The sequence below is a fragment of the Xanthomonas sp. NCPPB 2250 genome (assembly GCF_056725265.1).
The window spans coordinates 2158448-2183396 of record NZ_CM161520.1 but is presented as its reverse complement, the minus strand read 5'-3'; the positions used below and the strand labels follow the sequence as shown (position 1 = coordinate 2183396).

Below are 24949 nucleotides of genomic sequence, written 5' to 3'. Positions count from 1 at the left end.
CGCCCTGCTTCCCGGAACCCAATGCCGATGAACGAGATCCTGTCCCGCCAGCACGCCATCGCCCTCGACGCCGCCGATCCGCTGCGGGCCCTGCGCCAGGAGTTCCTGTTCCCGCAGCACCAGGGCGCCGACCAGGCCTATTTCGTCGGCAACTCGCTGGGCCTGCAGCCGCGCGGCGCGCGCGCCGCGGTGCAGGAGGTGCTGGACAAGTGGTCGTCGCTGGCGGTGGAAGGCCATTTCAACGGCGACACGCAGTGGATGACCTACCACGAACTGCTAGCTGCGCCGCTGGCGCGCCTGGTCGGCGCGCATCCGCACGAAGTGGTGGCGATGAACACGCTGACGGTGAACCTGCACCTGCTCATGGTCAGCTTCTACCGACCCACCCGCGAGCGCCCGGCGATCCTGATCGAGGCCGGCGCGTTCCCCTCCGACCAGCATGCGGTAGCCTCGCAGATCCGGTTCCACGGCTTCGACCCGGCCACCGACCTGATCGAAGTGCAGCCCGACGGTGCCGACGGCACCGTGTCGCTGGCGGCGATCGAGCGCGCCATCGCCGAGCACGGCCCGCGCCTGGCGCTGGTGCTGTGGCCGGGCGTGCAGTACCGCACCGGCCAGGCCTTCGACCTGGCCGCGGTGGCGCGGCTGGCGCGCGCGGCCGGCGCCGCGGTCGGCTTCGACCTGGCCCACGCCATCGGCAACGTGCCGCTGCACCTGCACGATGCCGCGCCGGACTTCGCGGTGTGGTGCCACTACAAATACCTCAACGCCGGCCCCGGCGCGGTCGCCGGCGCCTTCGTGCACGAACGCCACGGCCACGGCGAGACCCCGCGCTTCGCCGGCTGGTGGGGCCACGACAAGCGCACCCGTTTCCGCATGGCGCCCGAGTTCGTCGCTGCGCCCGGAGCCGACGGCTGGCAGCTGAGCAATCCGCCGATCCTGAGCATGGCCCCGCTGCGCGCCTCGCTGGACCTGTTCGAGCGCGCCGGGCTGGACGCGCTGCGGCAGAAATCGCAGCAACTGACCGGCTACCTGGAGACGCTGATCCGCGCCCGCCTGGCCGACACCCTGCAGATCATCACCCCGTCCGACCCGGCGCAACGCGGCTGCCAGCTGTCGCTGCGCGTGGCCGGCGGGCGGGAGCGCGGCCGTGCCCTGTTCGAGTACCTGCAATCGGTCGGCGTGCTCGGCGACTGGCGCGAGCCGGACGTGATCCGGATCAGCCCGGTGCCGCTGTACAACCGCTACCGCGACGTCTACCGCTTCGTCGAGGAAGTGGAAACCTGGGCCGGCATCTGAGCCGCCTTCTCCGCGCGGCGGCCTGCCGCGCCTTCCGGACACCGCATTGAACGCATCCCCCCGCAGCATCACCCTGATCGGCGCCGGCCTGGCCGGCTCCCTGCTCGCCATCCTGCTCTCGCGCCAGGGCTGGCAGGTCACCGTCTACGAGCGTCGTGGCGACCCGCGCGTGCACGATTACGAGCGCGGCCGCTCGATCAACCTGGCCCTGGCCGAACGCGGCCTGCACGTGCTGCGCCAGGCCGGTGCCGATGCCGCAGTGATGGCCAAGGCGGTGATGATGCGCGGGCGCATGGTGCATTTCGCCGACGGCCACCAGCAGCTGCAGCGCTATGGCCGCGACGACAGCGAGGTGATCTGGTCGGTACACCGCAACGATCTCAACATCACCCTGCTGCAGCTCGCCGAACAGGCCGGCGCGCGCATCCACTTCTACCGGCGCCTGCACACCGTGGATTTCGATGCCGGCTATGCGCGTTTCATCGACGACCGCGACGACCAGCCGCACGACATCCGCTTCGACAGCATGATCGGCGCCGACGGTGCCGGCTCGGCGCTGCGCGCGGCGATGCAGCGCAAGGCGCCGATGGCCGAGCACATCGAGTTCCTCGACCACTCGTACAAGGAACTGGAGATCCCGCCCGGCGCCGACGGCGGCTTCCGCATCGAAGCCAACGCCCTGCATATCTGGCCGCGCGGGCACTACATGTGCATCGCCCTGCCCAATCACGAAGGCACCTTCACCGTCACCCTGTTCCTGCCCAACAAGGGCGAGCCCAGCTTCGCCACCGTGCGCAGCGGCGAGGAGGCGCTCGCACTGTTCGCGCGCGACTTCGCCGATGCGCTGCCGCTGATGCCGCAACTGGCCGAGCATTGGGAGCAGCATCCGCCGGGCCTGCTCGGCACGCTGCGTCTGGAGCGCTGGCACCTGGACGGCCGCGCGGTACTGCTGGGCGACGCCGCGCACGCGATGGTACCGTTCCACGGGCAAGGCATGAACTGCGCGTTCGAGGATTGCGCGGCGCTGGCCGCGCACCTGCAGCGCGAGCCGGACCTGGCGCGCGCCTATGCCGCCTTCGAGGCCGAGCGCAAGCCCAACGCCGGCGCGATCCAACAGATGGCGCTGGAGAACTACGTGGAAATGCGCGACCGCGTCGGCGATGCCGGCTTCCTGCTGCAGCGCGAACTCGGCCAGGCCCTGCAGGCGCGGCATCCGACCCGCTTCGTGCCGCACTACACCATGGTCACCTTCCTGCGCACGCCGTACGCGCAGGCGCTGGAACGCAGCGAGGTACAGCGCGACATCCTGGTCCAGGCCACGCAGGGCCATAGCGATCTGTCGCGGATCGACTGGAGCTGGCTGGAGCGCATCGTGCACGCGCGGCTGACGCCGCTGGAGGGGGCGCATTGAACCGGCGTACCCTGTCAGGGTGTCCGGTCTTCCGTAGGAGCGCCGCGATAGGCATTTCCGGTAACGCCCGTCGCGGCTGAAGCCGCTCCTACACGCACTCCCACGCTTCGCGCCTCGCCTGCCTTGCCCGCACCATTCGACCCACATGCCAGACAGCTTCCTCTTCTACGACCTGGAAACCTTCGGCGCCGATCCGCGGCGCACGCGCATCGCGCAGTTCGCCGCGGTGCGCACCGATGCCGAACTCAACGTGATCGAGGAGCCGATCAGTTTCTTCGTCAAGCCGGCCGACGACCTGCTGCCCTCGCCGGTCGCCACCCTGATCACCGGCATCACCCCGCAGCAGGCACTCCGCGAGGGCGTCAGCGAAGCCGAGGCGTTCGCGCGCATCGCCGAGCAGATGGCGCGGCCGCAGACCTGCACGCTGGGCTACAACTCGCTGCGTTTCGACGACGAGTTCGTGCGCCACGGCCTGTTCCGCAACTTCTACGATCCCTACGAACGCGAATGGCGCAACGGCAACTCGCGCTGGGACCTGCTGGACATGCTGCGGCTGATGCACGCGCTGCGCCCGGAGGGCATCGTCTGGCCGCAGCGCGAGGACGGCGCCACCTCGTTCAAGCTGGAGCAGCTGGCGCTGGCCAACGGCGTGCGCGACGGCGATGCGCACGAGGCGCTGTCCGACGTGTACGCGACCATCGGCATGGCCCGGCATTTCCGCCGCAGCCAGCCGCGGCTGTGGGAGTACGCGCTGAAGCTGCGCGACAAGCGCTTCTGCGGCAGCTTGCTCGACGGGGTGGCGATGCAGCCGGTGCTGCACGTGTCGATGCGCTATCCGGCTGCGCGCCTGTGCGCGGCGCCGGTGCTGCCGCTGGCGCGGCACCCGCGCATCGACAGCCGGGTGCTGGTGTTCGACCTGGAAGGCGACATCGAGCCGCTGCTGCGCTATTCGCCGGAACAGATCGCTGACCGCCTGTACACCCCGCAGGCCGACCTGCCCGAGGGCGAACAGCGCATCCCGCTCAAGGAAGTGCATCTGAACAAGGCGCCGGCGCTGGTCGCCTGGGCGCACCTGCGCGAGGCGGATTTCGCCCGGCTGCAGCTGGACCCGGTGCAGCTGCTGGCCAAGGCCGCGCGCCTGCGCGAGGCCGGCCCGGCGCTGGCGGAGAAGGTGCGGCGGGTGTTCGCCAGCGAGCGCGCCACGGCGCCGGCCGATGTCGACGCCTCGCTGTACGACGGCTTCCTCGCCGATGGCGACAAGCGCACGATGGCCCAGGTCCGCGCCACGCCGCCGGCGCAGCTGGCCGCGTTGGAAGGCCAGTTCCGCGATCCACGCCTGCCCGAACTGCTGTTCCGCTACCGCGCACGCAACTGGCCGCAGAGCCTGTCCATCGCCGAGCAGGCGCGCTGGGACGACTACCGGCGGCAGCGCCTGCAGCAGGACAGCGGCCTGTCCGAACTGAGCTTCGACGCCTTCTACGCGGAACTGGCCGGTTTACGCCTGGCTCACCCGCAGGATGCTACCAAGCAAGCCCTGCTCGACCAGTTGGCCGCCTGGGGCCACGACCTGCAACGCAGCCTATGACCAGCTATTTCAGCGACGCCAGCTTCAAGTTCCTGCGGGCCCTGGCCCGGCACAACGACAAGGCCTGGTTCAACGACAACCGGCACAAGTACGAAGAACACGTGCGCCAGCCGTTCCTGCGCCTGATCACCGACCTGCAGCCGGACCTGGCCCAGGTCAGCGAGCATTTCCGCGCCGATCCGCGCGGCGTCGGCGGCTCGCTGTTCCGCATCCACCGCGACGCGCGCTTCTCCCATGACAAGTCGCCGTACAAGACCTGGCAGGGTGCGCGCCTGTTCCACGAGCGGCGCAAGCAGGTGCCGGCGCCCTCGTTCTACATCCACCTGCAGCCGGGCGAGAGCTTCGTCGGCGCCGGGCTGTGGCATCCGGAACCGGACACGCAGCGCAAGGTGCGCCAGTTCATCTTCGACAATCCCGGCAGTTGGAAGGCCGCCGCGCATGCGCCGGCGCTGCGTCGCCGCTTCGGCTTCGAGGAAAGCGAGATGCTGGTGCGGCCGCCGCGCGGTTTCCCGGCCGACTTCGACTACATCGACGACCTCAAGCACAAGAACTGGGTGTTCTGGCGCCAGCTCGACGACGCGACCATGACCGGCCCGCGGCTGCGCACGCAGGTCGCCGCCGACCTGCAGACGCTGGGCCCGTTCGTGGACTATCTGTGCGCGGCGCTGGATCTGGAGTTCTAGAACGGCAGTGCTTCCCGTAGGAGTCAACTGTCAAGCAGCCGCGATGACAGGAGGAGCGTATTGGGCCTGATCGCGCGCGATGGCATTGAGCCAGCGCAGGAACTTGTGCATGCAGGCGACGATGGCGACCTTGGCCGGCTTGCCCGCTGCGCGCAGGCGCGCGTAGGTGTTGGCCAAGGGGGATTTGGCGCGGATGCTGGCCCAGGTGGCCATGTACAGCACGCCTCGCACGTCGGCACGTCCGCCTTTGATGCGGCGCTGGCCTTTCCAGCAACCACTGTCGTGATTGAACGGGGCCAGTCCGACCAAGGCGGCGATCTTGCGCGGCGGCAGCGTGCCCAGTTCCGGCAGCCGCGCGGCCAGGACCGCGCGCAGGATCGTGCCGAGCCCTGGCACCTTGGGGAGGCTCGAGCAGGTCCTGCCCTGCTGCTCGATCTCCTGCGTCAACGTCTGGATCTGCTGGTTCAGCAGAGCGATTACCTCTCGGCAGTGGCGTTGCACCTTGGCGCTGGTGATGTGCTCCAGGCGCCGCCGATGGGCATCGCGCTGACCGACCACGGTGGCGCGCAGGTCCAGCAGTTCGCGAAGAGACTGCTGGTGCTCGGGCACCACGGGCGTGGGCGTGGTCGGGATGCGCTGGGCAGCCATGGCCAGCAGGCGCGCGTCCAGGGCATCGGTCTTGGCATGCAGGCTCAAGGCCTGGGCTAGCTTGCGCGGACGATCGGCGGCCATCCGCACCGCCGGCAGGCCTGCCTTTCGGAGCACCTGCAGCACGGCACGTTCGTAGCCACCGCTGGCTTCCAGCACGATCCGCTCGCAGCCCAGCCCAGCCAGACGTTGGGCCAGCGCACACTGCCCCTGTGGCGTATTGGGCTGGGTCCAGGCCTGCTCGTCCGGCAGGACATGAATGACCAGTTCGGCCTTGGATACATCGATCCCGACATAGCGCCGCATAGACGTTCTCCACAGTAGACTCAGGGACGAGAGCGCTCCTGCCGATGCCCATGCTTGTGGAGTTCGAGCTCGTCACTCGGGCAACTGTTCGGGCTTGTCAGGCAGGAGAACCGGAGTGCGGCGGCGCTGACTCCTACTCGTGCTCGCTTGGCACTGCGGCTAAACGGCCTGCCGCACTCCGCTCTCACCTGCAACGATAGACTCTCATTTGACACAAGCGGCTTCAGCCGCGACAGGCATTCCCGGTCACGCGTCGCGGCTGAAGCCGCCCCTACACAATGCCCACACGCGCAAGGAGACATGCGATGAAGAAATGGCTGGCCTTGCTGTTCCTCGCCCTGCTCGCCCTGGGTGGCTACGTCGTGGCCGGGCCGTATCTCGCGATCCGCGGCATCGACCAGGCGCTGCGCGAGCGCGATGCCGCGGCACTGGAGCGCTACGTCGATTTCCCCACCCTGCGGGTCAACCTCAAGGCCCAGGTGGACGATGCGCTGGTGCGCCGTGCCGGCCCGGACCTGCAGTCCAGCCTGTTCGGCGGGGCGCTGCTGTCGCTGGCCGGCGGCCTCGGTGGCATGAGCGTGGATGCGATGGTCACCCCGGCCGGCATCGGCGCCCTGATGCAGGGCGATGCGTTGTGGAAACGTGCCAGCGGCGACACCGTCGGCGGCGACACCTACGCTGCGCCGCGCCCGCCGCAACCGCTGCGTCAGGCCGAGCACCGCTTCGAATCGGCCACGCGCTTCGTCGCCACCGTGCACACCGCCGACGGCACCGCCGTGCCCTTCGTGTTCACTCGCGAGGGCCTGCACTGGAAGCTCAGCAACATCCTGCTGCCGTTGTAGGCGACTTGCCATCGTCCTGGCGCGTGGTGTCGCCAGGGACCGCATGCAGTGTCTCCCCCGTCGTGCTTGCACCGGCGGCGGCATGGCGTGGACTGAATCGTATGACCGACGCGGCCATCCCCCGGCAGCAGCCCTGGCTAACGCACCCCGTCCGCTCCCGTCCTGCCCGCCATCGCCTGCTGCACGCGCCGGAACGGCGTGCGCAGTTGCCAGCGCGCCGACCACGGCAGGCGGGCCAGGGCCGCGTGCGCATCCAGCGCAGGCAGTGCGCCGGTCCAGGCGAACACCACGTGATTGTCCATCTGCGGCTCGTCCAGGCGCAGCACGCGGCCGCCGAACAGCGCGCGCAGATGCGCCAGATGGCGGCGCGTGTCGGTGTCGTACAGGTTCACCGCCAGCACCCCGCCCGGCGCCAGCGCCGCATGGCAGTCCTCGTAGAAGCCGCGGCTGAGCAGCGCCGCCGGAATGCCCTCGGCGTCGTAGGCGTCGAGCAGCAGCAGGTCGTAGCGGTCGCGCCGTTGCGGCAGCAGCCGGGCACCGTCGCCGTGCACGGCCTCGAAGCGCGCATCGTCGTCCGGGATGCGGAAGGCGGCGCGCAAGGCCAGCACGTCGGCGTCGGCCTCGATCGCCTCGATCCGCGCCTGCGGCAGGTGCCGGTAGCAGAACTTGGCCTGCGAGCCGCCGCCGAGGCCGACGATGCCGATCCGCCGCGGGTCCGGGCGCAGCAGCAGCGCGCCGAGCATGCTGCGCGTGTAGCCCACCTGCAGCACGTCCGGCCACCAGGTGTACATGCGGCTCTGGGTCACCTCGCCCTTGAACTGCAGGCTGGTGTAGCGCCAGCCGTGGCGCACGTAGGGTCGTCCGGGACGCAGGTCGGCAGGCGCATCCGCTCCCTGCCGCAGCAGGCGGCGCAGCGCGGCCCAACGGCCGCAGCCGGGCGCCGCGCTCACGGCTTGGCGATGTCGTTGGCGACCCCGTGCGGCACATGCCCGGCGGCGACGCGCTCGCGGGCGGCGCTGTCGATGTTGTGCTGCGAATCGTCGAAGAAGATGTCCGCGCCGAACGCCTGCAGGAACGGCCCCTTGTGGCGGCCGCCGAGGAACAGCGCCTCGTCCAGGCGCACGCCCCATTCGCGCAGGGTGCGGATCACCCGCTCATGGGCGGGCGCAGAGCGCGCGGTGACCAGCGCGGTGCGGATCGGGGAGGCCTCGCCGGCCGGGAAGGCGGACTGCAGCGCATGCAGCGCCGACAGGAAATTGCGGAACGGCCCGCCGGTCAGCGGCTCGCGCGCGTTCTCGCGCTCGTAGCGGCCGAACGCCTCCACGCCCTGCTCGCGCGAGAAACGCTCGCCCTCGTCGCCGAAGATCACCGCATCGCCATCGAAGGCGATGCGCAACTGCGTGGACAGGCGGCCGGCATCGATCGCGCCGGCCGCGGCGGCCGCTTCCTGCGCGTGCTCGCCCGGCGGCTTGGGCAGGATCGTCGCCGCGGCGATGCCGTGGCTGAGCGCGCGCCGCACCGACTCCGGATTGGCCGAGAGGAACAGATCGGTGCCGAACGGCTTGACGTAGGGCCAGGTCGCCTCGCCGGAGGTGAAGGTGGCGCGGACGATGCCCAGCCCGTAGTGCTGGATCGAATTGAAGATGCGCAGCCCGGTGTCGGCGGAATTGCGCGACAGCAGGATCACCTCCACCGGCGGCGTCTCCGGCGGCGTGCCCTGGTTCAGCGCCAGCAGCTTACGCACCACCGGGAACGCCACCCCGGGCGCCAGCACATCGTCCTCGCGCTCGCGCTGGTACGCGCTGTACGCCTCCACCCCGTCCCGCTCGAACAGGGCATGGCCCTCTTCCAGATCGAACAGGGCGCGCGAGGTGACCGCGACGGTGAGCAGACGGGGGGAGTTGTCGGACATGAGAGCAGGGATTCGGCAGTGGGGATTGGGGATTGGCAAAAGCGGGCAAAGGGATCGGAGGGTGTACAGAGGAATCGGAGAAAGCGGTGCGCTGTTACGAATCCCCAATCCCCACTCCCAAATCCCAGCCCCTAAACCATAAATTGCTCGCTCAAGATCCGCTCCTCCAGATTGTGTTCCGGATCGAACAGCAGGGTGACCAGGCGGTCGCGGGATTCGCGGATGGTCACTTCGACCACGTCGCGGGTCTCGTGCGAGTCGGCGGTGACGCTGACCGGGCGCTTGTACGGGTCCAGCACGCGGAAGCGCACCTCGATGTCGGCCTTGAGGATCGCGCCGCGCCAGCGCCGCGGCCGGTACGGCGCGATCGGGGTCAGCGCCAGGGTGTGCGAGCCCAGCGGCAGGATCGGTCCGTGCGCGGAGGAGTTGTAGGCGGTGCTGCCGGCCGGGGTCGACACCAGCACGCCGTCGCAGATCAGTTCGTCGACCCGGGTCTGGCCGTTGAGATCGATGCTCACGTGCGCGGCCTGGCGGGTCTGCCGCAGCAGCGAGACCTCGTTGTAGGCCAGCGAGCCTGTGGTGGCGCCGGATTCGGTCTGCGCCAGCATTTCCAGCGGGCGCAGCTTGGCCGGCTCGGCCAGGGCCAGGCGCGCGACCAGGTCGTCGTCGCGGAACTGGTTCATCAGGAAACCGACCGTGCCCAGCTTCATGCCGAACACCGGCTTGCCCAGGCTGCCGTGGCGATGCAGGGTCTGCAGCATGAAGCCATCGCCGCCGAGCGCGCACAGCACATCGGCATCGGCCGGCTCGCAATCGCCGTAGCGCCCGACCAGTTGGGTGCGCGCGTGCTGCGCCTCCGGCGCGACGCTGGCGAGGAAACAGATGCGGGGCGAGGACGGCAGGACGGAAGCATTCATGGCCCCGATCATACCCGGGGCGCCATGACCGGCGCGCGGCGGCGAACCGGCGGCACGCGCTTGCAGCCGAGGCAGCGGTCAATCCGCGGCAGTTGCATGCCGCGTCCGCACCGCGATGTGATGTGATGTGACCTGCGGCGACAGCCGTTGCAGGCCGGTGCCCGGTACCGGGCCGAGTCGCTCCGCCCGCCTTATCTGCCGGACATGAAGTCGCGGCACGCAGTCTCCGCCGCCTGCTCCTGCATCGCCTGGCGCACCGATGCCGGCACCAGCGGGCCCAGATGCTCCCGCACCTGCTGCGCCAGCTCCACCGACCGGATCTCGCCCATCCCCTGCTGCTTGCGCGCATCGGCCAGGCACAGCCAATACCAGGCGCGCGCCAGATCCCGGCACGCTTCCGGGCCGCAGGCCTGGATCCAGGCCAGTTCGGGTTCCCAGCCGGCACCCGAGCACCAGCCGGGACGGCTCCATTCGGCCAGCAGCGCGGCATGGTCCGGAATGGTGCCCACGCCCAGGAAGCGACGGCGGCCGTACGCGCGCATCGCCACGCTGCAGCCACGGATGTCCAGCCAGGTGCGGGCATAGACCGCACGCTTCAGTGCCGCCAGCGCCGCGGCCTGCTCGCCGTTGGCGTCCAGTTGCAGAAACAGCGCATAGGCGGCATCGCCCACCGATTTCCTGGCAAGTGCACGCAAGCGTCGCAGGTCGCCCTGCCGTGCCTGCTGCAGCGCACGCTCCAGCCGCAGCTCCAGCGGAGGCTGCCGCGCCAGGAAGACGATCAACAACAGGAGCACCGCGGGGATGGCCAGGTACAGCATGTGCGCCTCGAAATGCGGCGCTGCAGCCGTGTGCTCGCCCGATGGCGCGGATCGTATCAGCGCGGGCTGCCAGAATCCCGCGGCCTTGCAAGACGCGGTCGGTCGCCGCAGCGGTGTGCCGCCGACCTGGCTCCAACGGGGAAAGTGGGGCGAACGCGGATCCCCACCAAGGACGCGTGACAGCAACCGCCTGCCACGCGCCATGCGTCACCATCGGGCGACGCGGTACCGCTGTGGGCCAGACCCGCACGCGCGGGCCTGGCCATCGGCGCGATCGGTCAGACGCCGTGCGCCGCCAGCTGGCCGAGTCGCTGCACCGCCACCGACACCGTCGGGTAGTCCAGCGTCTTCTGCGCAGCCAGTTCCTGCAGCATGCTCAGGGTGAAGCGCAGGCTGCTGTCGTCGCGCTGCAGCCAGTGCTGCACCTTGGCCTCGGCGGTGCCGCCCGGCAGGCTCAGTGCCTGGCCGGCCAGCACGCCGTGGTGCTTGGCCAGTTCGTCGCGCAGCACGCCGCGGGCCACCGCATGCCAGCGGCCGTTGACCTCCAGCGCGTCGATCTGCTCGAACAGCCACGGCAACTGCAGCGCCTCGCCGAGGCGGAAGTGCACCTTCGACACCTCCACCGGCTTGAGCTTGCGGGTGCGCGCCATCTCGATGATGTCGAACGCCGGCTCCAGGAAGCGCAGTTCCGACAGCTGCTGGGCGAGCGCCGGCGGCAGGCCCTTGTCCTGCCACTCCTGCACCAGCGCCTCGTAGCGCGGACGCTGCGAATCGGGCAGCACGCCGGAGGCGACGCGGATGTCGTTGAACGGCTCGTAGTAGCGCTCCACCGCGGCGGTGATGCCCGGCATCGGGCCCGGGCGGAACAGCAGCCAGCGCACGAAGGCGCGCTGCAGCGTCCAGATCACCTCCAGCGCGTCGATCTGCACCGACTCGGGCACCTTGCCGTCCAGCGCGTCGATCTGCGTCCACAGCGCGCGCGCATCCAGCGTCTCGCGGCTGATGGTGTAGGCCTTGGCGACCTCGGCGATGCTGCGGCCGGTGTCTTCCTGCATGCGCATCAGGAAGGTGGCGCCCATGCGGTTGATGGTGGTGTTGGTCACCGCGGTGGCGATGATCTCGCGCTTGAGGCGGTGCCGCTCCATCGCGTCCGCGTACTTCTTCTGCAGCGGCTGCGGGAAGTAGCGCTGCAGCTCCTTGGACAGGTACGGGTCCTCGGGGATGTCCGATTCCAGCAGCTGCTGGAACGCCACCAGCTTGGAATAGGACAGCAGCACCGCCAGTTCCGGCCGGGTCAGGCCCTGGCCACGCGCCTTGCGTGCGGAGATTTCCGCGTCCGAAGGCAGGTATTCGATCTGCCGGTCGAGCAGGCCCTGCGCCTCCAGGGTGCGGATGAAGTGCTGCTTGGAGCCCAGGCGGGTGACGCTCATCCGCTCCATCAGGCTCAGCGCCTGGTTCTGGCGGATGTTGTCCCACAGCACCAGCTCGGCCACTTCGTCGGTCATCGACGCCAGCAGCTTGTTGCGCGCGTCCAGGGTCAGCTTCTTGGCCTGCACCACGTCGTTGAGCAGGATCTTGATGTTGACCTCGTGGTCGGAGGTGTCCACGCCGGCCGAGTTGTCGATGAAGTCGGTGTTGAGCAGCACGCCCACCTGCGCGGCCTCGATGCGGCCGAGCTGGGTCAGGCCGAGGTTGCCGCCCTCGCCCACGACCTTGCAGCGCAGCTCGCCGCCGTTGACGCGCAGGCCGTTGTTGGCGCGGTCGCCGACATCGCCGTGGGTCTCGCTGGCGGCCTTGACGTAGGTGCCGATGCCGCCGTTCCAGAACAGGTCGACCGGCGCCTTGAGGATGGCGTTCATCAGGTCGTTCGGCGAGAGCTGCTTGACGCCCGGCTCCAGGCCCAGCGCCTCGCGCACCGGCGCGCTGATCTCGATCGACTTGAGCGTGCGCGGGTAGATGCCGCCGCCGGCGCTGATCAACTTGGCGTCGTAGTCGGCCCAGCTGGAGCGCGGCAGCTTGAACAGGCGCTCGCGCTCGGCGAAGGATGCCGCCGCGTCCGGGTTCGGGTCGAGGAAGATGTGGCGGTGGTCGAACGCGGCCAGCAGGCGGATGTGGCGCGACAGCAGCATGCCGTTGCCGAACACGTCGCCGGACATGTCGCCGATGCCCACGCAGGTGAAGTCCTCGTTCTGGCAGTCGCGGCCCAGGGCGCGGAAGTGGCGCTTGACCGACTCCCAGGCGCCGCGCGCGGTGATGCCCATGCCCTTGTGGTCGTAGCCGACCGAGCCGCCGGAGGCGAACGCATCGCCCAGCCAGAAGCCGTGGTCCAGCGCCAGGCCGTTGGCGATGTCGGAGAAGGTGGCCGTGCCCTTGTCGGCGGCGACCACCAGGTACGGATCGTCCTGGTCGTGGCGCACCACCTGCGGCGGCGGCACGATCTTGCCGCCGACGATGTTGTCGGTGATGTCCAGCAGGCCCTGGATGAACAGCTTGTAGCAGGCGATGCCTTCGGCCAGCACCGCGTCGCGGTCGCCGCCGACCGGCGGACGCTTGCAGAAGAAGCCGCCCTTGGCGCCGACCGGCACGATCACCGTGTTCTTGACCATCTGCGCCTTGACCAGGCCCAGCACCTCGGTGCGGAAGTCCTCGCGCCGGTCGGACCAGCGCAGGCCGCCGCGCGCCACCGCGCCGAAGCGCAGGTGCACGCCTTCCACGCGCGGGCCGTACACGAAGATCTCGCGGTACGGACGCGGCTTGGGCAGGTCCGGCACCTTGGCCGAATCCAGCTTGAAGCTGATGCAGTGGCCCAGCCCGCCATCGGCGGTGCGCTGGTAGTGGCTGGTGCGCAGGGTCGCCTCGATCACGCCCTTGAAGCTGCGCAGGATGCGATCCTCGTCGAGGCTGGCGACCTGGTCGAACAGCTTCAGCAGGGCGGCCGAGACCGCCTCCAGCTGCGCGTCGCGGCTGCCGCTGCGCGCATCGATCACCGGCTGCAGCGCCTTCAGCGCAGCGGCATCGTCCTTGGCCAGCAGGTGCAGTTGCGCCGTCAGCGCGGCCTGTCCCTCGGCGATCTGCGCCTTGCTCTCGTTGCCGGTGGCCGGATCGAAGCGCGCCTCGAACAGTTCCACCAGCAGCCGCGCCAGCAGCGGATAGCGGTTGCAGGTCTCTTCCACGTAAGCCTGCGAGAACGGTACGCCGGTCTGCAGCAGGTACTTGCAGTAGCCGCGCAGCACCGCGACCTGGCGCCAGCTCAGGCTGGCGCCGACGATCAGGCGGTTGAAGCCGTCGTTCTCGGCATCGCCGCGCCAGATCCGCACGAACGCCTCGCACAGCGGCGCATCGGCCGCGGCCACATCGATGCTGCCGGCCAGCGGCTCGACCTCGAAGTCCTGGATGGACAGCGCGGTGCCATCGACCACCAGCCGGTACGGACGCTCGGAGATCACCCGCAGGCCCAGGTTCTCCATCATCGGCAGCACGTCCGACAGCGGCAGGTCGTCGTGCTGGCGGTACAGCTTCAGGCGCAGGCTGTCGGCGCCGTCGCGGCGCAGCGCCTGCAGGCTCAGGTGCAGGTCTTCCGGGCCGCGCAGCGCGGCCAGGCGCTCGACGTCGCGCGCGGCGATCTGCGCGGTCGACTCCTCGATGTAGCCGGCCGGCAGCGCGCGGCCGTAGCCGGCGGCCAGGCGCAGGCCATCGCGCTCGCCGCAGCTGGCCACCAGCGCCTCGCGCAGGTCGTCGTGCCAGTTGCGCAGCAGGTGCGCCAGGCGCGATTCCAGTTCGGTGGTGTCGAACTCCAGCGCCTCGCCCGGCTTGGGCCGCACGATCATGTGCAGCTGCGCCAGCGGCGATTCGCCCAGCACCACGTTGGAATCGATGTACTCGCCGTGCAGCGCGTCCTTCAGCAAGGCCTCGATGCGCAGGCGCACGTCGGTGTTGAAGCGCTCGCGCGGGATGTACACCAGCGCGGAAATGAAGCGGCCGTACTTGTCGCGGCGCAGGAACAGGCGGCTGCGCACCCGCTCCTGCAGGCCGAGGATGCCCATCGCGGTGCGGTACAGCTCTTCCTCGTTGGACTGGAACAGCTCCTCGCGCGGCAGCGTCTCCAGGATATGACGCAGCGCCTTGCCGCTGTGGCTGCTCGGGGTCAGTTCGGACTTGCGCATCACGTAGTCGAAGCGCTCGCGCACCAGCGGGATCTCCCACGGGCGGCGGTTGTAGGCGCTGGAGGTGAACAGGCCGAGGAAGCGCTGTTCGGCGACGATGCGGCCCTTGGCGTCGAACTCCAGCACGCCGATGTAGTCCATGTAGCCGCTGCGGTGCACCCGCGAGCGCGCATTGGTCTTGGTCAGGATCAGCGCTTCCTTGGTGCCGGACTCGCTGAGACCGTGTGCGGCCAGCGTGCGCACCGGCCGCGCCGGCGACTTGTCCTGCCCGCGCAGCAGGCCCAGGCCGCTGTCTTCCAGCGGCGCCAGCACGTCTTCGCCGCCCTGCTTCTCCACCCGGTACTCGCGGTAGCCGAAGAAGGTGAAATGGTCGGCCGCGGCCCAGCGCAGGAATTCCTGCGCCTCGCGCCGGCCCTTGTCGTCCACCGGCAGGCGCCGCGTGGTCAGGTCGTCGGCCAGCGCCAGCATCTTCTCGCGCATGCCGCCCCAGTCGCGCACGATGTTGCGCACCTCGCCGAGGATGCGCCGGATCGCCGCTTCCACCTGCGCCATGTCTTCCGGCGGCTGGCGGTCGATCTCCAGCGCCATCAGCGATTCCGCCTTGCCCTCGCCCACGTTCTCCAACGTGCCGCCCTTGTCGCGCTGCATGCGCAGCACCGGGTGGCCGAGCACGTGCACGCCGATGCCCAGCTCGGCCAGCGCCATGCTCACCGAATCGACCAGGAACGGCATATCGTCGTTGACGATCTGCAGCACCGTGTGCGACGACTCCCAGCCGTCGTCCTTCAGGTTCGGGTTGAACACCCGCACGTTGACCGTGCCCGGCTTGCGCTTGCGTGCGAACTCCAGCATCGACGCGGCCAGCGCCGCCCACTCCTGCGCGCTGTGGTGGGGGAACTCGTCCTCCTCCATGCGCTTGTAGAACTCTTCGGCGAAGGTCTGCGCCTCCTCCTGGCGCGCGGCCGGGTAGCGCTTGCGCAGCGCCGCGAACACCGAGGCCAGGCTGAAGGCGCTGGCGGCGGGCGCCGCGTCGATCACCTTGGCGGTCGCCGGCACGGTCGCGGCCAGCTTGGGCGGCGTCGCGGCCTTGCGCGGGGCGGCGGACTTGGCCGCAGGCTTGGCCGCCGCCTTGGTCTTGGCAGGCGCCTTGGCCGGCTTGGTGGCGGACGGGGTCGCGGAGGTGCGGGTGGCGGCCGAAGATTTGGAACGGGAAGCGGCGTGTTTGGGTTTCATGACGGAGAGCAGCAACGATGCTCGATGGGAAAGCCGGAATTGTACCGGTGCTCCGTTCAACTACCTTGCTGCATCGCAAACCGACGGCGCGGCCGCGGCGACGCGCCAGATCGCGCAAAGCGACCGCAACACCATCATCACGCGGCGGTCACCATGCTTTGCCGGCCACGCTGTTGTTAGCAAGAACACCCCTGTGTCAAGGCTGTTCTAATTCTAAACTGGACGGTATAGTCCACAATCGATGAGCACTCCCCTCGCCTCCGCCGCACAGCGCCAGGCGCGCGACCAGCGCGTGTACGCTGCCGTGCGCGAATTGCTGGCCGAGGAAGGCATGGGCCTGAGCATGGATGCAGTGGCGGCACGCGCCGGCTGCTCCAAGCAGACCCTGTACAGCCGCTACCGCAGCAAGCAGGGCCTGCTGCGGCGGGCGATGCAGGATCACCTCGATCTGGCCACGGCGCACCTGGAGCCGGTGCAGGACGACCTGCGCGGCAGCCTGCTGCGCTTCGCCTGCGAGTACCTGGAGCAGCTGTCCGAACCCCGTGTACTGCAGAGTTGCCAGCTGATCGCCGCCGAGTCGCGGCACTTCCCCGAAGAAGCGCGCGCCCTGTTCCGCGACAGCGCCGGCGCGCTGATGCAGCGCCTGAGCGAGCGCCTGCGCGGCGCCATGGCGTGCGGCCAGCTCCGGCATGACGATCCGCACTTCATGGCCGAGCTGCTGTTGAGCATGATCGTCGGCATGGATTTCGAGCGTCAGCGCTTCCACAGCGCGCATCGCGGCGACGCCGCCGCGCAGCGCGCCTGGGCCGAGTTCGCCGTGGACGGCTTTTTGCGCGCGTTCGCCGCCGCCCCTTTCCTTCCTTCTACAAAACCAGACCGGAGTACCACCCGATGACCTCCCCGTTGCGTTCTCTCGCCCTGGCCTGCGCCGTCGTGGTGGTGTTGGCGTCCTGCAAGAAACAGGAGCAGCAGCAGGCCATGCCGCCGCCGGAAGTGGGCGTGCTGCAGGCGCAGCCGCAGACCGTGCCGCTTGAGCGCGAACTGGTCGGCCGCCTGTCCGCGTTCCGTAGCGCCGACGTGCGCGCCCGCGTGCCCGGCGTGCTGGAAAAGCGCCTGTACACCGAAGGCACCGACGTCAAGGAAGGCCAGCCGCTGTTCCAGATCGACCCGGCGCCGCTGCGTGCGACCCTGGCCTCGGCGCAGGGCCAGCTGGCCGCGGCCGAAGCCACCTACGCCAACGCCAAGGCCGCCGCCGCCCGCGCGCGCAGCCTGGCGCCGCAGGCCTACGTGTCCAAGTCCGACCTGGACAACGCCGAGGCCACCGAACGCAGCTCCGCCGCGTCGGTGCAGCAGGCCCGTGCGGCAGTGGAAACCGCGCGCATCAACCTCGGCTACGCCACCGTCACCGCGCCGATCGCCGGCCGCGCCGGCAAGCAGCAGGTCACCGAGGGCGCGCTGGTCGGCCAGGGCGACAGCACGCTGCTGACCACGATCGACCAGTTGGACCCGCTGTACGTCAACTTCTCGATGAGTTCCGACGAACTGGCGCAGCTGCGCCAGGCGCAGACCGAAGGCAACGTCGCCCTCAACGCCGAGGACAAGTCCACCGTGCAGATCAAGCTCGGCGACGGCAGCACCTATGCGCATGCCGGCACCCTGGACTTCTCCGGCGCCGCGGTCGACCCGAGCACCGGCTCGGTGACGCTGCGCGCGCTGCTGCCCAATCCGGACCGGGTGCTGCTGCCCGGCGCCTTCGTCAGCTTCTCGGCCAACCTGGGCCAGCGCAAGGACGTGTACCTGATCCCGCAGGCGGCCGTGCTGCGCGACGCCAAGGGCGCCTATGCGATGGTCGTCGGCAAGGACAGCAAGGTGGTGCGCAAGGACCTGACCACGGCCGGCCAGCAGGGCGACAAGTGGATCGTCAGCGGCGGCCTGCAGAACGGCGACCAGGTCGTGGTCAGCGGCCTGCCCAAGGTCAAGGAAGGCGCACCGGCCGTGGCCAAGCCGTGGAATCCGAATGCCGCCGCCCAGGGCCAGGGCCCGGGTGCCGGCGCAGCGCCCGGCCAGGGTGCCCAGGGCGCCGCGGCGCCGGCCAAGGGCGCCGCCCCGGCGCAGGGCGCAGCGCACGGCGATGCGCCGAACGCCGCCTCGTCTTCCGACCAGCCGAAGCAGTAACGGACTCCCCCCATGCCTAAGTTCTTCATCGAACACCCGGTCTTCGCCTGGGTGGTGGCGATCCTGATCTCGCTCAGCGGCGTGATCGCCATCCTCAATCTCGGCGTCGAGTCGTATCCCTCGATCGCCCCGCCCCAGGTCACCGTCACCGCCACCTATCCCGGCGCCAGCGCCAGCACCACCGAACGCTCGGTCACCCAGGTGATCGAGCAGCAGCTGACCGGCATCGACCACCTGCTGTACTTCAGCTCGTCGTCGTCCTCCAGCGGCAGCGCCACCATCACCCTGACCTTCGAGACCGGCACCGACCCGGACATCGCCCAGGTGCAGGTGCAGAACAAGGTGTCGCTGGCGACCCCGCGCCTGCCCTCGGAAGTGACCGCGCAGGGCGTGGTGGTGGCCAAGGCCAACGCCGGCTTCCTGAGCGTGATCGCGCTGCGTTCGGACAACCCGTCGATCGACCGCGACGCGCTCAACGACATCGTCGGGTCGCGCGTGTTGGAACAGATCTCGCGCGTGCCCGGCGTCGGCAGCACCCAGCAGTTCGGCGCCGAGTACGCCATGGACATCTGGTTGAACCCGGAGAAGCTGCAGGGTTACCACATGTCCGCCACCGACGTGTACAACGCGATCCGCGCGCAGAACGTGCAGTTCGCCGCCGGTTCGCTCGGTTCGGATCCGGCGCCGCAGGGCCAGTCGTTCACCGCCACGGTCAGCGCCGAAGGCCGCTTCACCTCGCCCGAGCAGTTCGAGAACATCATCCTGCGCGCCGACGGCAACGGCACCGTGGTGCGGCTGAAGGACGTGGCCCGGGTCGCGTTCGGCCCGACCAACTTCGGCTTCGATACCCAGTACAACGGCAAGCCGACCGGCGCCTTCGCCATTCAGCTGCTGCCGGGCGCCAACGCGCTGAGCGTGTCCGAGGCGGTCAAGGCCAAGATGGACGAGCTGCAGCCCAGCTTCCCGCAGGGCGTCACCTGGTTCACGCCGTACGAGAGCACCACCTTCGTCAAGATCTCGATCGAGGAAGTGGTCAAGACCCTGGCCGAGGCGATCGTGCTGGTGTTCCTGGTGATGCTGGTGTTCCTGCAGAACTTCCGCGCCACCATCATCCCCACCCTGGTCATCCCGGTGGCGCTGCTGGGCACCTTCCTGGGCATGTGGGCGATCGGCTTCACCATCAACCAGCTGACCCTGTTCGCGATGGTGCTGGCGATCGGCATCGTGGTCGACGACGCGATCGTGGTGATCGAAAACGTCGAACGCATCATGTCCGAGGAGCACCTGGCGCCGAAGGCGGCCACGCACAAGGCGATGACCCAGATCACCGGCGCGGTGGTGGCCATCACCGTGGTGCTGGCGGCGGTGTTCATTCCGTCGGCGATGCAGCCCGGCGCGGCCGGCGCGATCTACAAGCAGTTCGCGATCACCATCGCCATGTCGATGGCGTTCTCCGCCTTCCTGGCGCTGAGCTTCACCCCGGCGCTGTGTGCGGCGTTCCTCAAGCCCACCCACAACGACAACCCGAACTGGGTCTACCGCACCTTCAACAAGTACTACGACAAGCTGGCGCACCGCTACGTCGGCGCGGTGGGCAGCACCATCCGCCGCGCGCCGCGCTGGATGGCGGTGTTCGCCCTGCTGGCGGTGCTGTGCGGCTTCCTGTTCACGCGCATGCCGGGTAGCTTCCTGCCGGAAGAGGACCAAGGCTTCGCGCTGGCGATCGTGCAGCTGCCGCCGGGTGCGACCAAGACCCGCACCAACGAGGTGTTCGCGCAGATGCGCGGCGTGCTGCAGCAGCAGAAGGCGGTCGAAGGCATGCTGCAGGTGGCCGGCTTCAGCTTCCTGGGCCGCGGCGAGAACGTGGGCATGGGCTTCATCCGGCTCAAGCCCTGGGACGAGCGCGACATCGCCGCCGGCGACCTGATCCAGCAGTTGAACGGCATGTTCTACGGCATCAAGGACGCGCAGATCTTCGTGGTCAACCTGCCCACGGTGAACGGCCTGGGCCAGTTCGGCGGCTTCGACATGTGGCTGCAGGACCGCAGCGGCCAGGGCGAGGAAGCCCTGCTGCAGGCACGCAACATCGTGCTCGGCAAGGCCGCGCAGCGCCAGGACACCCTGGCCGGCGTGCGTCCGAACGGCCTGGAGAACTCGCCGCAGCTGCAGTTGAAGGTGGACCGCGTGCAGGCGCAGTCGATGGGCCTGTCGGTCAACGACATCTACCAGTCGATCCAGCTGATGCTGGCACCGGTGTACGTCAACGACTTCTTCTACGAAGGCCGCATCAAGCGCGTCAACATGCAGGCCGACGCGCCGTTCCGCACCGGCCCGGAGTCGCTGCGCAACTTCTACGTGCCCAGCAGTACCGCCTCCGACAGCAGCGGCCTGCCGCAGATGATCCCGCTGAGCACGGTGGTGAGCTCGGACTGGATCTACAGCTCGCCGTCGCTGAGCCGCTACAACGGCTACTCGGCGATCAACATCGTCGGCAACCCGGCGCCGGGCGGCAGTTCCGGCCAGGCGATGAGCGCGATGGAGGACATCGTCAACAACGACCTGCCGCCGGGCTTCGGCTTCGACTGGAGCGGCATGTCGTACCAGGAAATCATCGCCGGCAACACCGCCACGCTGCTGCTGGTGCTGTCGATCGTGGTGGTGTTCCTGTGCCTGGCGGCGCTGTACGAAAGCTGGTCGATCCCGGTGTCGGTGCTGCTGGTGGTGCCGATCGGCGTGCTCGGCGCGGTGGCGTTCTCGCTGCTGCGTGGCCTGCCGAACGACATCTACTTCAAGATCGGCCTGATCACGGTGATCGGCCTGGCCGCCAAGAACGCGATCCTGATCGTCGAGTTCGCGGTGGAGCAGCGGGCGATGGGCAAGACCCTGCGCGAGGCCGCGGCCGAGGCGGCGCACCTGCGCTTCCGCCCGATCCTGATGACCTCGTTCGCCTTCATCCTCGGCGTGCTGCCGATGGCGATCTCCACCGGCGCCGGCGCCAACGCCCGCCACGCCATCGGTACCGGCGTGATCGGCGGCATGCTGTTCGCCACCGTACTGGGCGTGCTGTTCATCCCGCTGTTCTTCGTGATGGTGCGGCGCATGCTCGGCGACAAGCTGGACGAGCCGTCGAAGGAGTTCACGCAGATGCAGGAAGCCGGCCTGGCGCGGCATCAGCCGGATCGCTGAGCGGCGGGGAGTGGGGATTCGGGAGTGGGGATTCGTCGGTCAAGTCCCGCTCCCGGTCCTGATACCTCTCTGTAGAAACAAACAGAAAGCGGCCGCAAGGCCGCTTTTTGTTTGGGGGAATACTGGCAGGAAGCCGAACGAACTCCTTGAACAGGCAGCGCAAGCCTGGAGAACCCTTGTGGGAGGGACTTCAGTCCCGACGCATTGCAGCCCGAACGCCACGCATCGCTTTTCCACAAAAAGAAAAAGCGGCCTTGCGGCCGCTTCTCCTGAATCCTCAACCGATTCGGGAACCGGCGAATCCCCAATCCCGAATCCCCACTCCCGGCCTCACCGCAACCCCGTCTCGTTGCGGGCGATCACCAGGCGCTGGATCTCGCTGGTGCCCTCGTAAATCTCGGTGATCTTGGCATCGCGGAAGTAACGCTCCAGCGGCATCTCCTTGGAATAGCCCATGCCGCCGTGGATCTGCACCGCCTGGTGGGTGATCCACATCGCCGCCTCGGAGGCGGTCAGCTTGGCCACCGAGGCTTCGGTGGTGAAGCGCTGGCCCTGCCCCTTCAGCCAGGCCGCGCGCAAGGTCAGCAGCAGCGCCGCGTCCAGCTTGCACTTCATGTCCGCGATCTTGGCCTGGGTCATCTGGAACGCGCCGATCGGCGAACCGAACGCCTTGCGCTCCTTCACGTACTCCAGGGTGGCCTCGTAGGCGGCGCGGGCCAGGCCGATCGCCTGCGAGGCGATGCCGATGCGGCCGGCGTCGAGCACGCTCATCGCGATCTTGAAGCCTTCGCCCGGCGTGCCCAGCACCTCGTCGGCGCTGGCCACGTAGTCCTGGAACTCGATCTCGCAGGTGGCCGAGGCGCGGATGCCCAGCTTGGGCTCGGTCTTGCCGCGGTGGAAGCCCGGCTTGTCGGTGTCCACGACGAAGGCAGTGATGCCGCGCGCGCCCTGCTCCGGCTCGCTCATCGCGAACAGCACGATGTACTTGGCGACCGGGCCGGAGGTGATCCAGCTCTTCTTGCCGTTGATGACGAAGCTGCCGTCGTCCTGGCGCACCGCGCGGCACCGCATCGCGGTGGCGTCGGAGCCGGACTGCGGCTCGGTCAGCGCGAAGGCGCCGATCTCGCGGCCCTCGGCGATGGCGCGCACGTACTTCTGCTTCTGTTCCTCGTTGCCGTTCTTGAGGATGCCGGCGCAGAACAGCGAGTTGTTGACCGACATGATGGTCGAATGCGCCGCATCGCCGGCGGCGATCTCGACCATCGCCAGCACATAGGCGATCGGGTCCATGCCGGCGCCGCCGTATTCTTCCGGCACCTCGATGCCCATCAGCCCGTTCTCGCCCAGCAGGCGGATGTTCTCCAGCGGGAATTCGCCGGCACGGTCGTGATGCTCGGCGCTGGGGGCGATGCGCTCCTGGGCGATGCGCCGCGCCACGTCCTGGATCATCAATTGCTCTTCGGTAAAGCTGAAATCCACGTCGAACCCCTCCCGGGCATATTGGTCCGGCCATTGTAGCCGTGCCAACCATACGCCGGCGTGTGCAACTTGACCGGAACGGCTGCGCGGACCAAAATATCTCTATATCGCGATAGGAAGATATTTATGGATCTGGAGGACTGGTCGTCCCGGCTGAAGGTCTTCGCCGACGCCACCCGCGTGCGCCTGCTGGCGCTGCTGGAACAGGAGGAACTGACCGTGGCCGAGTTGTCGGCCATCACCCGCCTGGCGCAGCCGCGGGTCTCGACCCACCTGGCCAAGCTCAAGGAGGCCGGGCTGGTGCGCGACCGCCGCGCCGGCGTGTCGGCCTATTATCGCTTCGACGAGACCCTGCTGGACCCGGCCCAGCGTGCGCTGTGGCTGGCGCTGAGCACCGGCAGCGACGACCCGCTGCTGCGCCAGGACGCCGAGCGCGTGGCCGCGGTGCTGGCCAACCGCGCCGCCGACCAGAACTGGGCCGATTCGGTGGCCGGCGACATGGAACGCCACTATTCGCCCGGCCGCACCTGGGAAGCGCTGGCACGCACCGCCCTGCCGCTGCTGGAGACCGGCGACGTGCTCGACATCGCCTCCGGCGATGGCGTGCTCGCCGAACTGGTGGCGCCGCACGCACGCCGCTACGTCTGCATCGACACCAGCGCACGGGTGGTGGCCGCGGCCAGCGAGCGCCTGCGCCGGCTCGGGAATGTGGAAGTGCGCGAGGGCGACATGCATGCCCTGCCCTTCGCCGATGCCAGCTTCGACCTGGTGGTGATGATGCATGCCCTGACCTACGCCACCAAGCCGGCGCAGGCGGTCTGCGAATCGGCGCGGGTGCTGCGCCCGGGCGGCCGCCTGCTGCTGTGCAGCCTGGCGCGCCACGAGCACAAGGCCGCGGTGCAGGCCTACGGCCACGTCAACCTCGGCTTTTCGGCCAAGGAACTGCGCAAGTTCGTCGGCAAGGCCGGGCTCGAGGTCTCCAGCCTGGAAACCGTGACCCGCGAGAAACGCCCGCCGCACTTCGAAGTGATTTCGTTGATTGCTGGGAAGCCGGGATTGGGGAGTGGGGATTCGGGATTTGATAAGGCAAAAGCCACGACGGAGGCCGGAGCATGAGTGGCGCGGCTGTTTCACCAATCCCCAATCCCCAATCCCCACTCCCGGCCTCCAACTGGCTCCACCCCCAGCGCGCCGAAGCGCTGCTGCAGGCCCTGTCCGAGCGCATCCTGATCATCGATGGGGCGATGGGCACCATGATCCAGCGTCATGGGCTGCAGGAGGCCGATTACCGCGGCGAGCGCTTCGCCGAGGGCTACGACGCGCAGGCCGTGCACGTGCACGGCCCCGGCTGCGACCACGCGCCGCAGGGCCACGACCTGAAGGGCAACAACGACCTGCTGCTGCTGACCCGGCCGGAGGTGATCGCCGAGATCCACCGTGCCTACCTCGATGCCGGCGCCGACCTGCTCGAGACCAATACCTTCAACGCGACGTCGATCAGCCAGGCCGACTACCACCTGGAACACCTGGTCTACGAACTCAACAAGGCCGGCGCGCAGGTCGCGCGTGCCTGCTGCGACGCGGTCGAAGCGCTGACGCCGGACAGGCCGCGGTTCGTGATCGGGGTGCTCGGCCCGACCAGCCGCACCGCCTCGATCAGCCCGGACGTCAACGACCCCGGCTTCCGCAACACCAGCTTCGACGAGCTGCGCGCCACCTACCGCGAGGCCATCGACGGCCTGATCGACGGCGGCGCCGACACGCTGATGGTCGAGACCATCTTCGACACGCTCAACGCCAAGGCCGCGCTGTACGCGATCGAGGAAGTGTTCGACGCACGCGGCGGGCGCCTGCCGGTGATGATCTCCGGCACCATCACCGATGCCTCCGGCCGCACCCTGTCCGGGCAGACCGCCGAAGCGTTCTATGCCTCGGTCGCGCACGGGCGGCCGCTTTCGGTCGGGCTGAACTGCGCGCTCGGCGCCAAGGACCTGCGGCCGCACGTGGAGACCCTGGCGCGGATCGCCGACGGCTACGTCAGCGCGCATCCCAACGCTGGCCTGCCCAACGCCTTCGGCGAGTACGACGAGACGCCGGAGGAAATGGCGGCGACTCTGCGCGAGTTCGCCGAGTCCGGGCTGCTGAACCTGGTCGGCGGCTGCTGCGGCACCACCCCGGCGCACATCCGCGCCATCGCCGAGGCGGTGCGCGGGCTGCCGCCGCGCGTGCCGCTGTCGGCACCGGCGCAGGCCGCCTGATGTCCGCCGCGCGCACGCCCGCCGCCCCCGCCCG

At 69.1% G+C, this 24949-nt stretch carries 17 protein-coding genes; 10 read left to right on the top strand and 7 right to left on the bottom strand.

The genetic code is table 11. The features are described 5' to 3' along the window. Positions 1 to 27: 27 nt before the first annotated feature. From kynU to AC1PMG_RS09085, 4 genes are all read left to right on the top strand, one after another. Positions 28 to 1299 (top strand): kynureninase, encoded by a 1272-nt coding sequence (gene kynU, locus AC1PMG_RS09100; protein ID WP_481111374.1) that lies wholly within the window; start codon positions 28 to 30, stop codon positions 1297 to 1299. Between the two features lie 46 nt (positions 1300 to 1345). Continuing rightward, positions 1346 to 2710 (top strand): FAD-dependent oxidoreductase, encoded by a 1365-nt coding sequence (locus AC1PMG_RS09095; RefSeq protein ID WP_481111373.1) that lies wholly within the window; start codon positions 1346 to 1348, stop codon positions 2708 to 2710. Positions 2711 to 2855: 145 nt separating this feature from the next. Continuing rightward, complete coding sequence (gene sbcB / locus AC1PMG_RS09090; protein WP_481111372.1) at positions 2856 to 4295, top strand: exodeoxyribonuclease I; 1440 nt, start codon at positions 2856 to 2858, stop codon at positions 4293 to 4295. Next, entirely contained in the window at positions 4292 to 4978 is a 687-nt protein-coding gene (locus tag AC1PMG_RS09085) for a DUF2461 domain-containing protein (RefSeq protein WP_481111371.1), read from the top strand. Before sbcB ends, AC1PMG_RS09085 begins: the two co-directional genes overlap by 4 nt. 30 nt (positions 4979 to 5008) lie before the next feature. Here the strand turns inward: AC1PMG_RS09085 and AC1PMG_RS09080 are convergent, their stop codons facing one another. Next, positions 5009 to 5932, bottom strand: coding sequence for an IS110 family transposase (locus AC1PMG_RS09080; RefSeq protein ID WP_481110172.1), 924 nt, complete (start codon positions 5930 to 5932; stop codon positions 5009 to 5011). 305 nt (positions 5933 to 6237) lie between these two features. On the opposite strand from AC1PMG_RS09080, the gene AC1PMG_RS09075 reads away from it, so the two are divergent. After that, entirely contained in the window at positions 6238 to 6774 is a 537-nt protein-coding gene (locus tag AC1PMG_RS09075) for a DUF2939 domain-containing protein (protein WP_481111370.1), read from the top strand. A gap of 137 nt (positions 6775 to 6911) precedes the next feature. Here the strand turns inward: AC1PMG_RS09075 and AC1PMG_RS09070 are convergent, their stop codons facing one another. From AC1PMG_RS09070 to AC1PMG_RS09050, 5 genes are all read right to left on the bottom strand, one after another. After that, on the bottom strand, positions 6912 to 7724 hold the full coding sequence (locus AC1PMG_RS09070) for a fused MFS/spermidine synthase (RefSeq protein WP_481111369.1): 813 nt from the start codon (positions 7722 to 7724) through the stop codon (positions 6912 to 6914). Continuing rightward, positions 7721 to 8686, bottom strand: coding sequence for a 5'-nucleotidase (locus tag AC1PMG_RS09065; protein ID WP_481111368.1), 966 nt, complete (start codon positions 8684 to 8686; stop codon positions 7721 to 7723). The genes AC1PMG_RS09070 and AC1PMG_RS09065 overlap by 4 nt, the downstream gene beginning before the upstream one ends. Positions 8687 to 8817: 131 nt before the next feature. Further along, positions 8818 to 9588 carry an NAD kinase gene (locus AC1PMG_RS09060; protein WP_026143327.1) on the bottom strand — a complete coding sequence of 257 codons (771 nt, stop codon included), beginning with the start codon at positions 9586 to 9588 and terminating at the stop codon, positions 8818 to 8820. A 206-nt stretch (positions 9589 to 9794) separates the two neighbouring features. Beyond that, positions 9795 to 10421: a hypothetical protein gene (locus tag AC1PMG_RS09055; protein ID WP_481111367.1), complete on the bottom strand. Its 627-nt coding sequence runs from the start codon at positions 10419 to 10421 to the stop codon at positions 9795 to 9797. A gap of 278 nt (positions 10422 to 10699) precedes the next feature. Then, positions 10700 to 15817 carry an NAD-glutamate dehydrogenase gene (locus AC1PMG_RS09050; RefSeq protein WP_481111366.1) on the bottom strand — a complete coding sequence of 1706 codons (5118 nt, stop codon included), beginning with the start codon at positions 15815 to 15817 and terminating at the stop codon, positions 10700 to 10702. Between the two features lie 241 nt (positions 15818 to 16058). Here AC1PMG_RS09050 and AC1PMG_RS09045 point away from each other — a divergent pair, with 241 nt between their 5' ends. From AC1PMG_RS09045 to AC1PMG_RS09035, 3 genes are read left to right on the top strand one after another with little or no spacing between them, the layout of a single operon-like run. Then, the gene (locus AC1PMG_RS09045) at positions 16059 to 16712 is read left to right on the top strand and encodes a TetR/AcrR family transcriptional regulator (protein WP_481111365.1); all 654 of its coding nucleotides are present in this window, start codon (positions 16059 to 16061) and stop codon (positions 16710 to 16712) included. After that, positions 16709 to 17992, top strand: a complete 1284-nt coding sequence (locus AC1PMG_RS09040) for an efflux RND transporter periplasmic adaptor subunit (RefSeq protein ID WP_342071994.1) — start codon at positions 16709 to 16711, stop codon at positions 17990 to 17992. Before AC1PMG_RS09045 ends, AC1PMG_RS09040 begins: the two co-directional genes overlap by 4 nt. Positions 17993 to 18004: 12 nt before the next feature. Beyond that, positions 18005 to 21178, top strand: coding sequence for a multidrug efflux RND transporter permease subunit (locus AC1PMG_RS09035; RefSeq protein WP_481111364.1), 3174 nt, complete (start codon positions 18005 to 18007; stop codon positions 21176 to 21178). Positions 21179 to 21508: 330 nt separating this feature from the next. On the opposite strand, the gene AC1PMG_RS09030 is transcribed toward AC1PMG_RS09035, so the two are convergent. Continuing rightward, on the bottom strand, positions 21509 to 22657 hold the full coding sequence (locus AC1PMG_RS09030) for an acyl-CoA dehydrogenase family protein (RefSeq protein ID WP_267094252.1): 1149 nt from the start codon (positions 22655 to 22657) through the stop codon (positions 21509 to 21511). A 126-nt stretch (positions 22658 to 22783) separates the two neighbouring features. Here AC1PMG_RS09030 and AC1PMG_RS09025 point away from each other — a divergent pair, with 126 nt between their 5' ends. Both AC1PMG_RS09025 and AC1PMG_RS09020 read left to right on the top strand, forming a co-directional pair. After that, positions 22784 to 23773: an ArsR/SmtB family transcription factor gene (locus AC1PMG_RS09025; RefSeq protein WP_481111363.1), complete on the top strand. Its 990-nt coding sequence runs from the start codon at positions 22784 to 22786 to the stop codon at positions 23771 to 23773. Then, on the top strand, positions 23770 to 24915 hold the full coding sequence (locus tag AC1PMG_RS09020; RefSeq protein ID WP_481111362.1) for a homocysteine S-methyltransferase family protein: 1146 nt from the start codon (positions 23770 to 23772) through the stop codon (positions 24913 to 24915). Before AC1PMG_RS09025 ends, AC1PMG_RS09020 begins: the two co-directional genes overlap by 4 nt. Positions 24916 to 24949 lie beyond the last annotated feature (34 nt).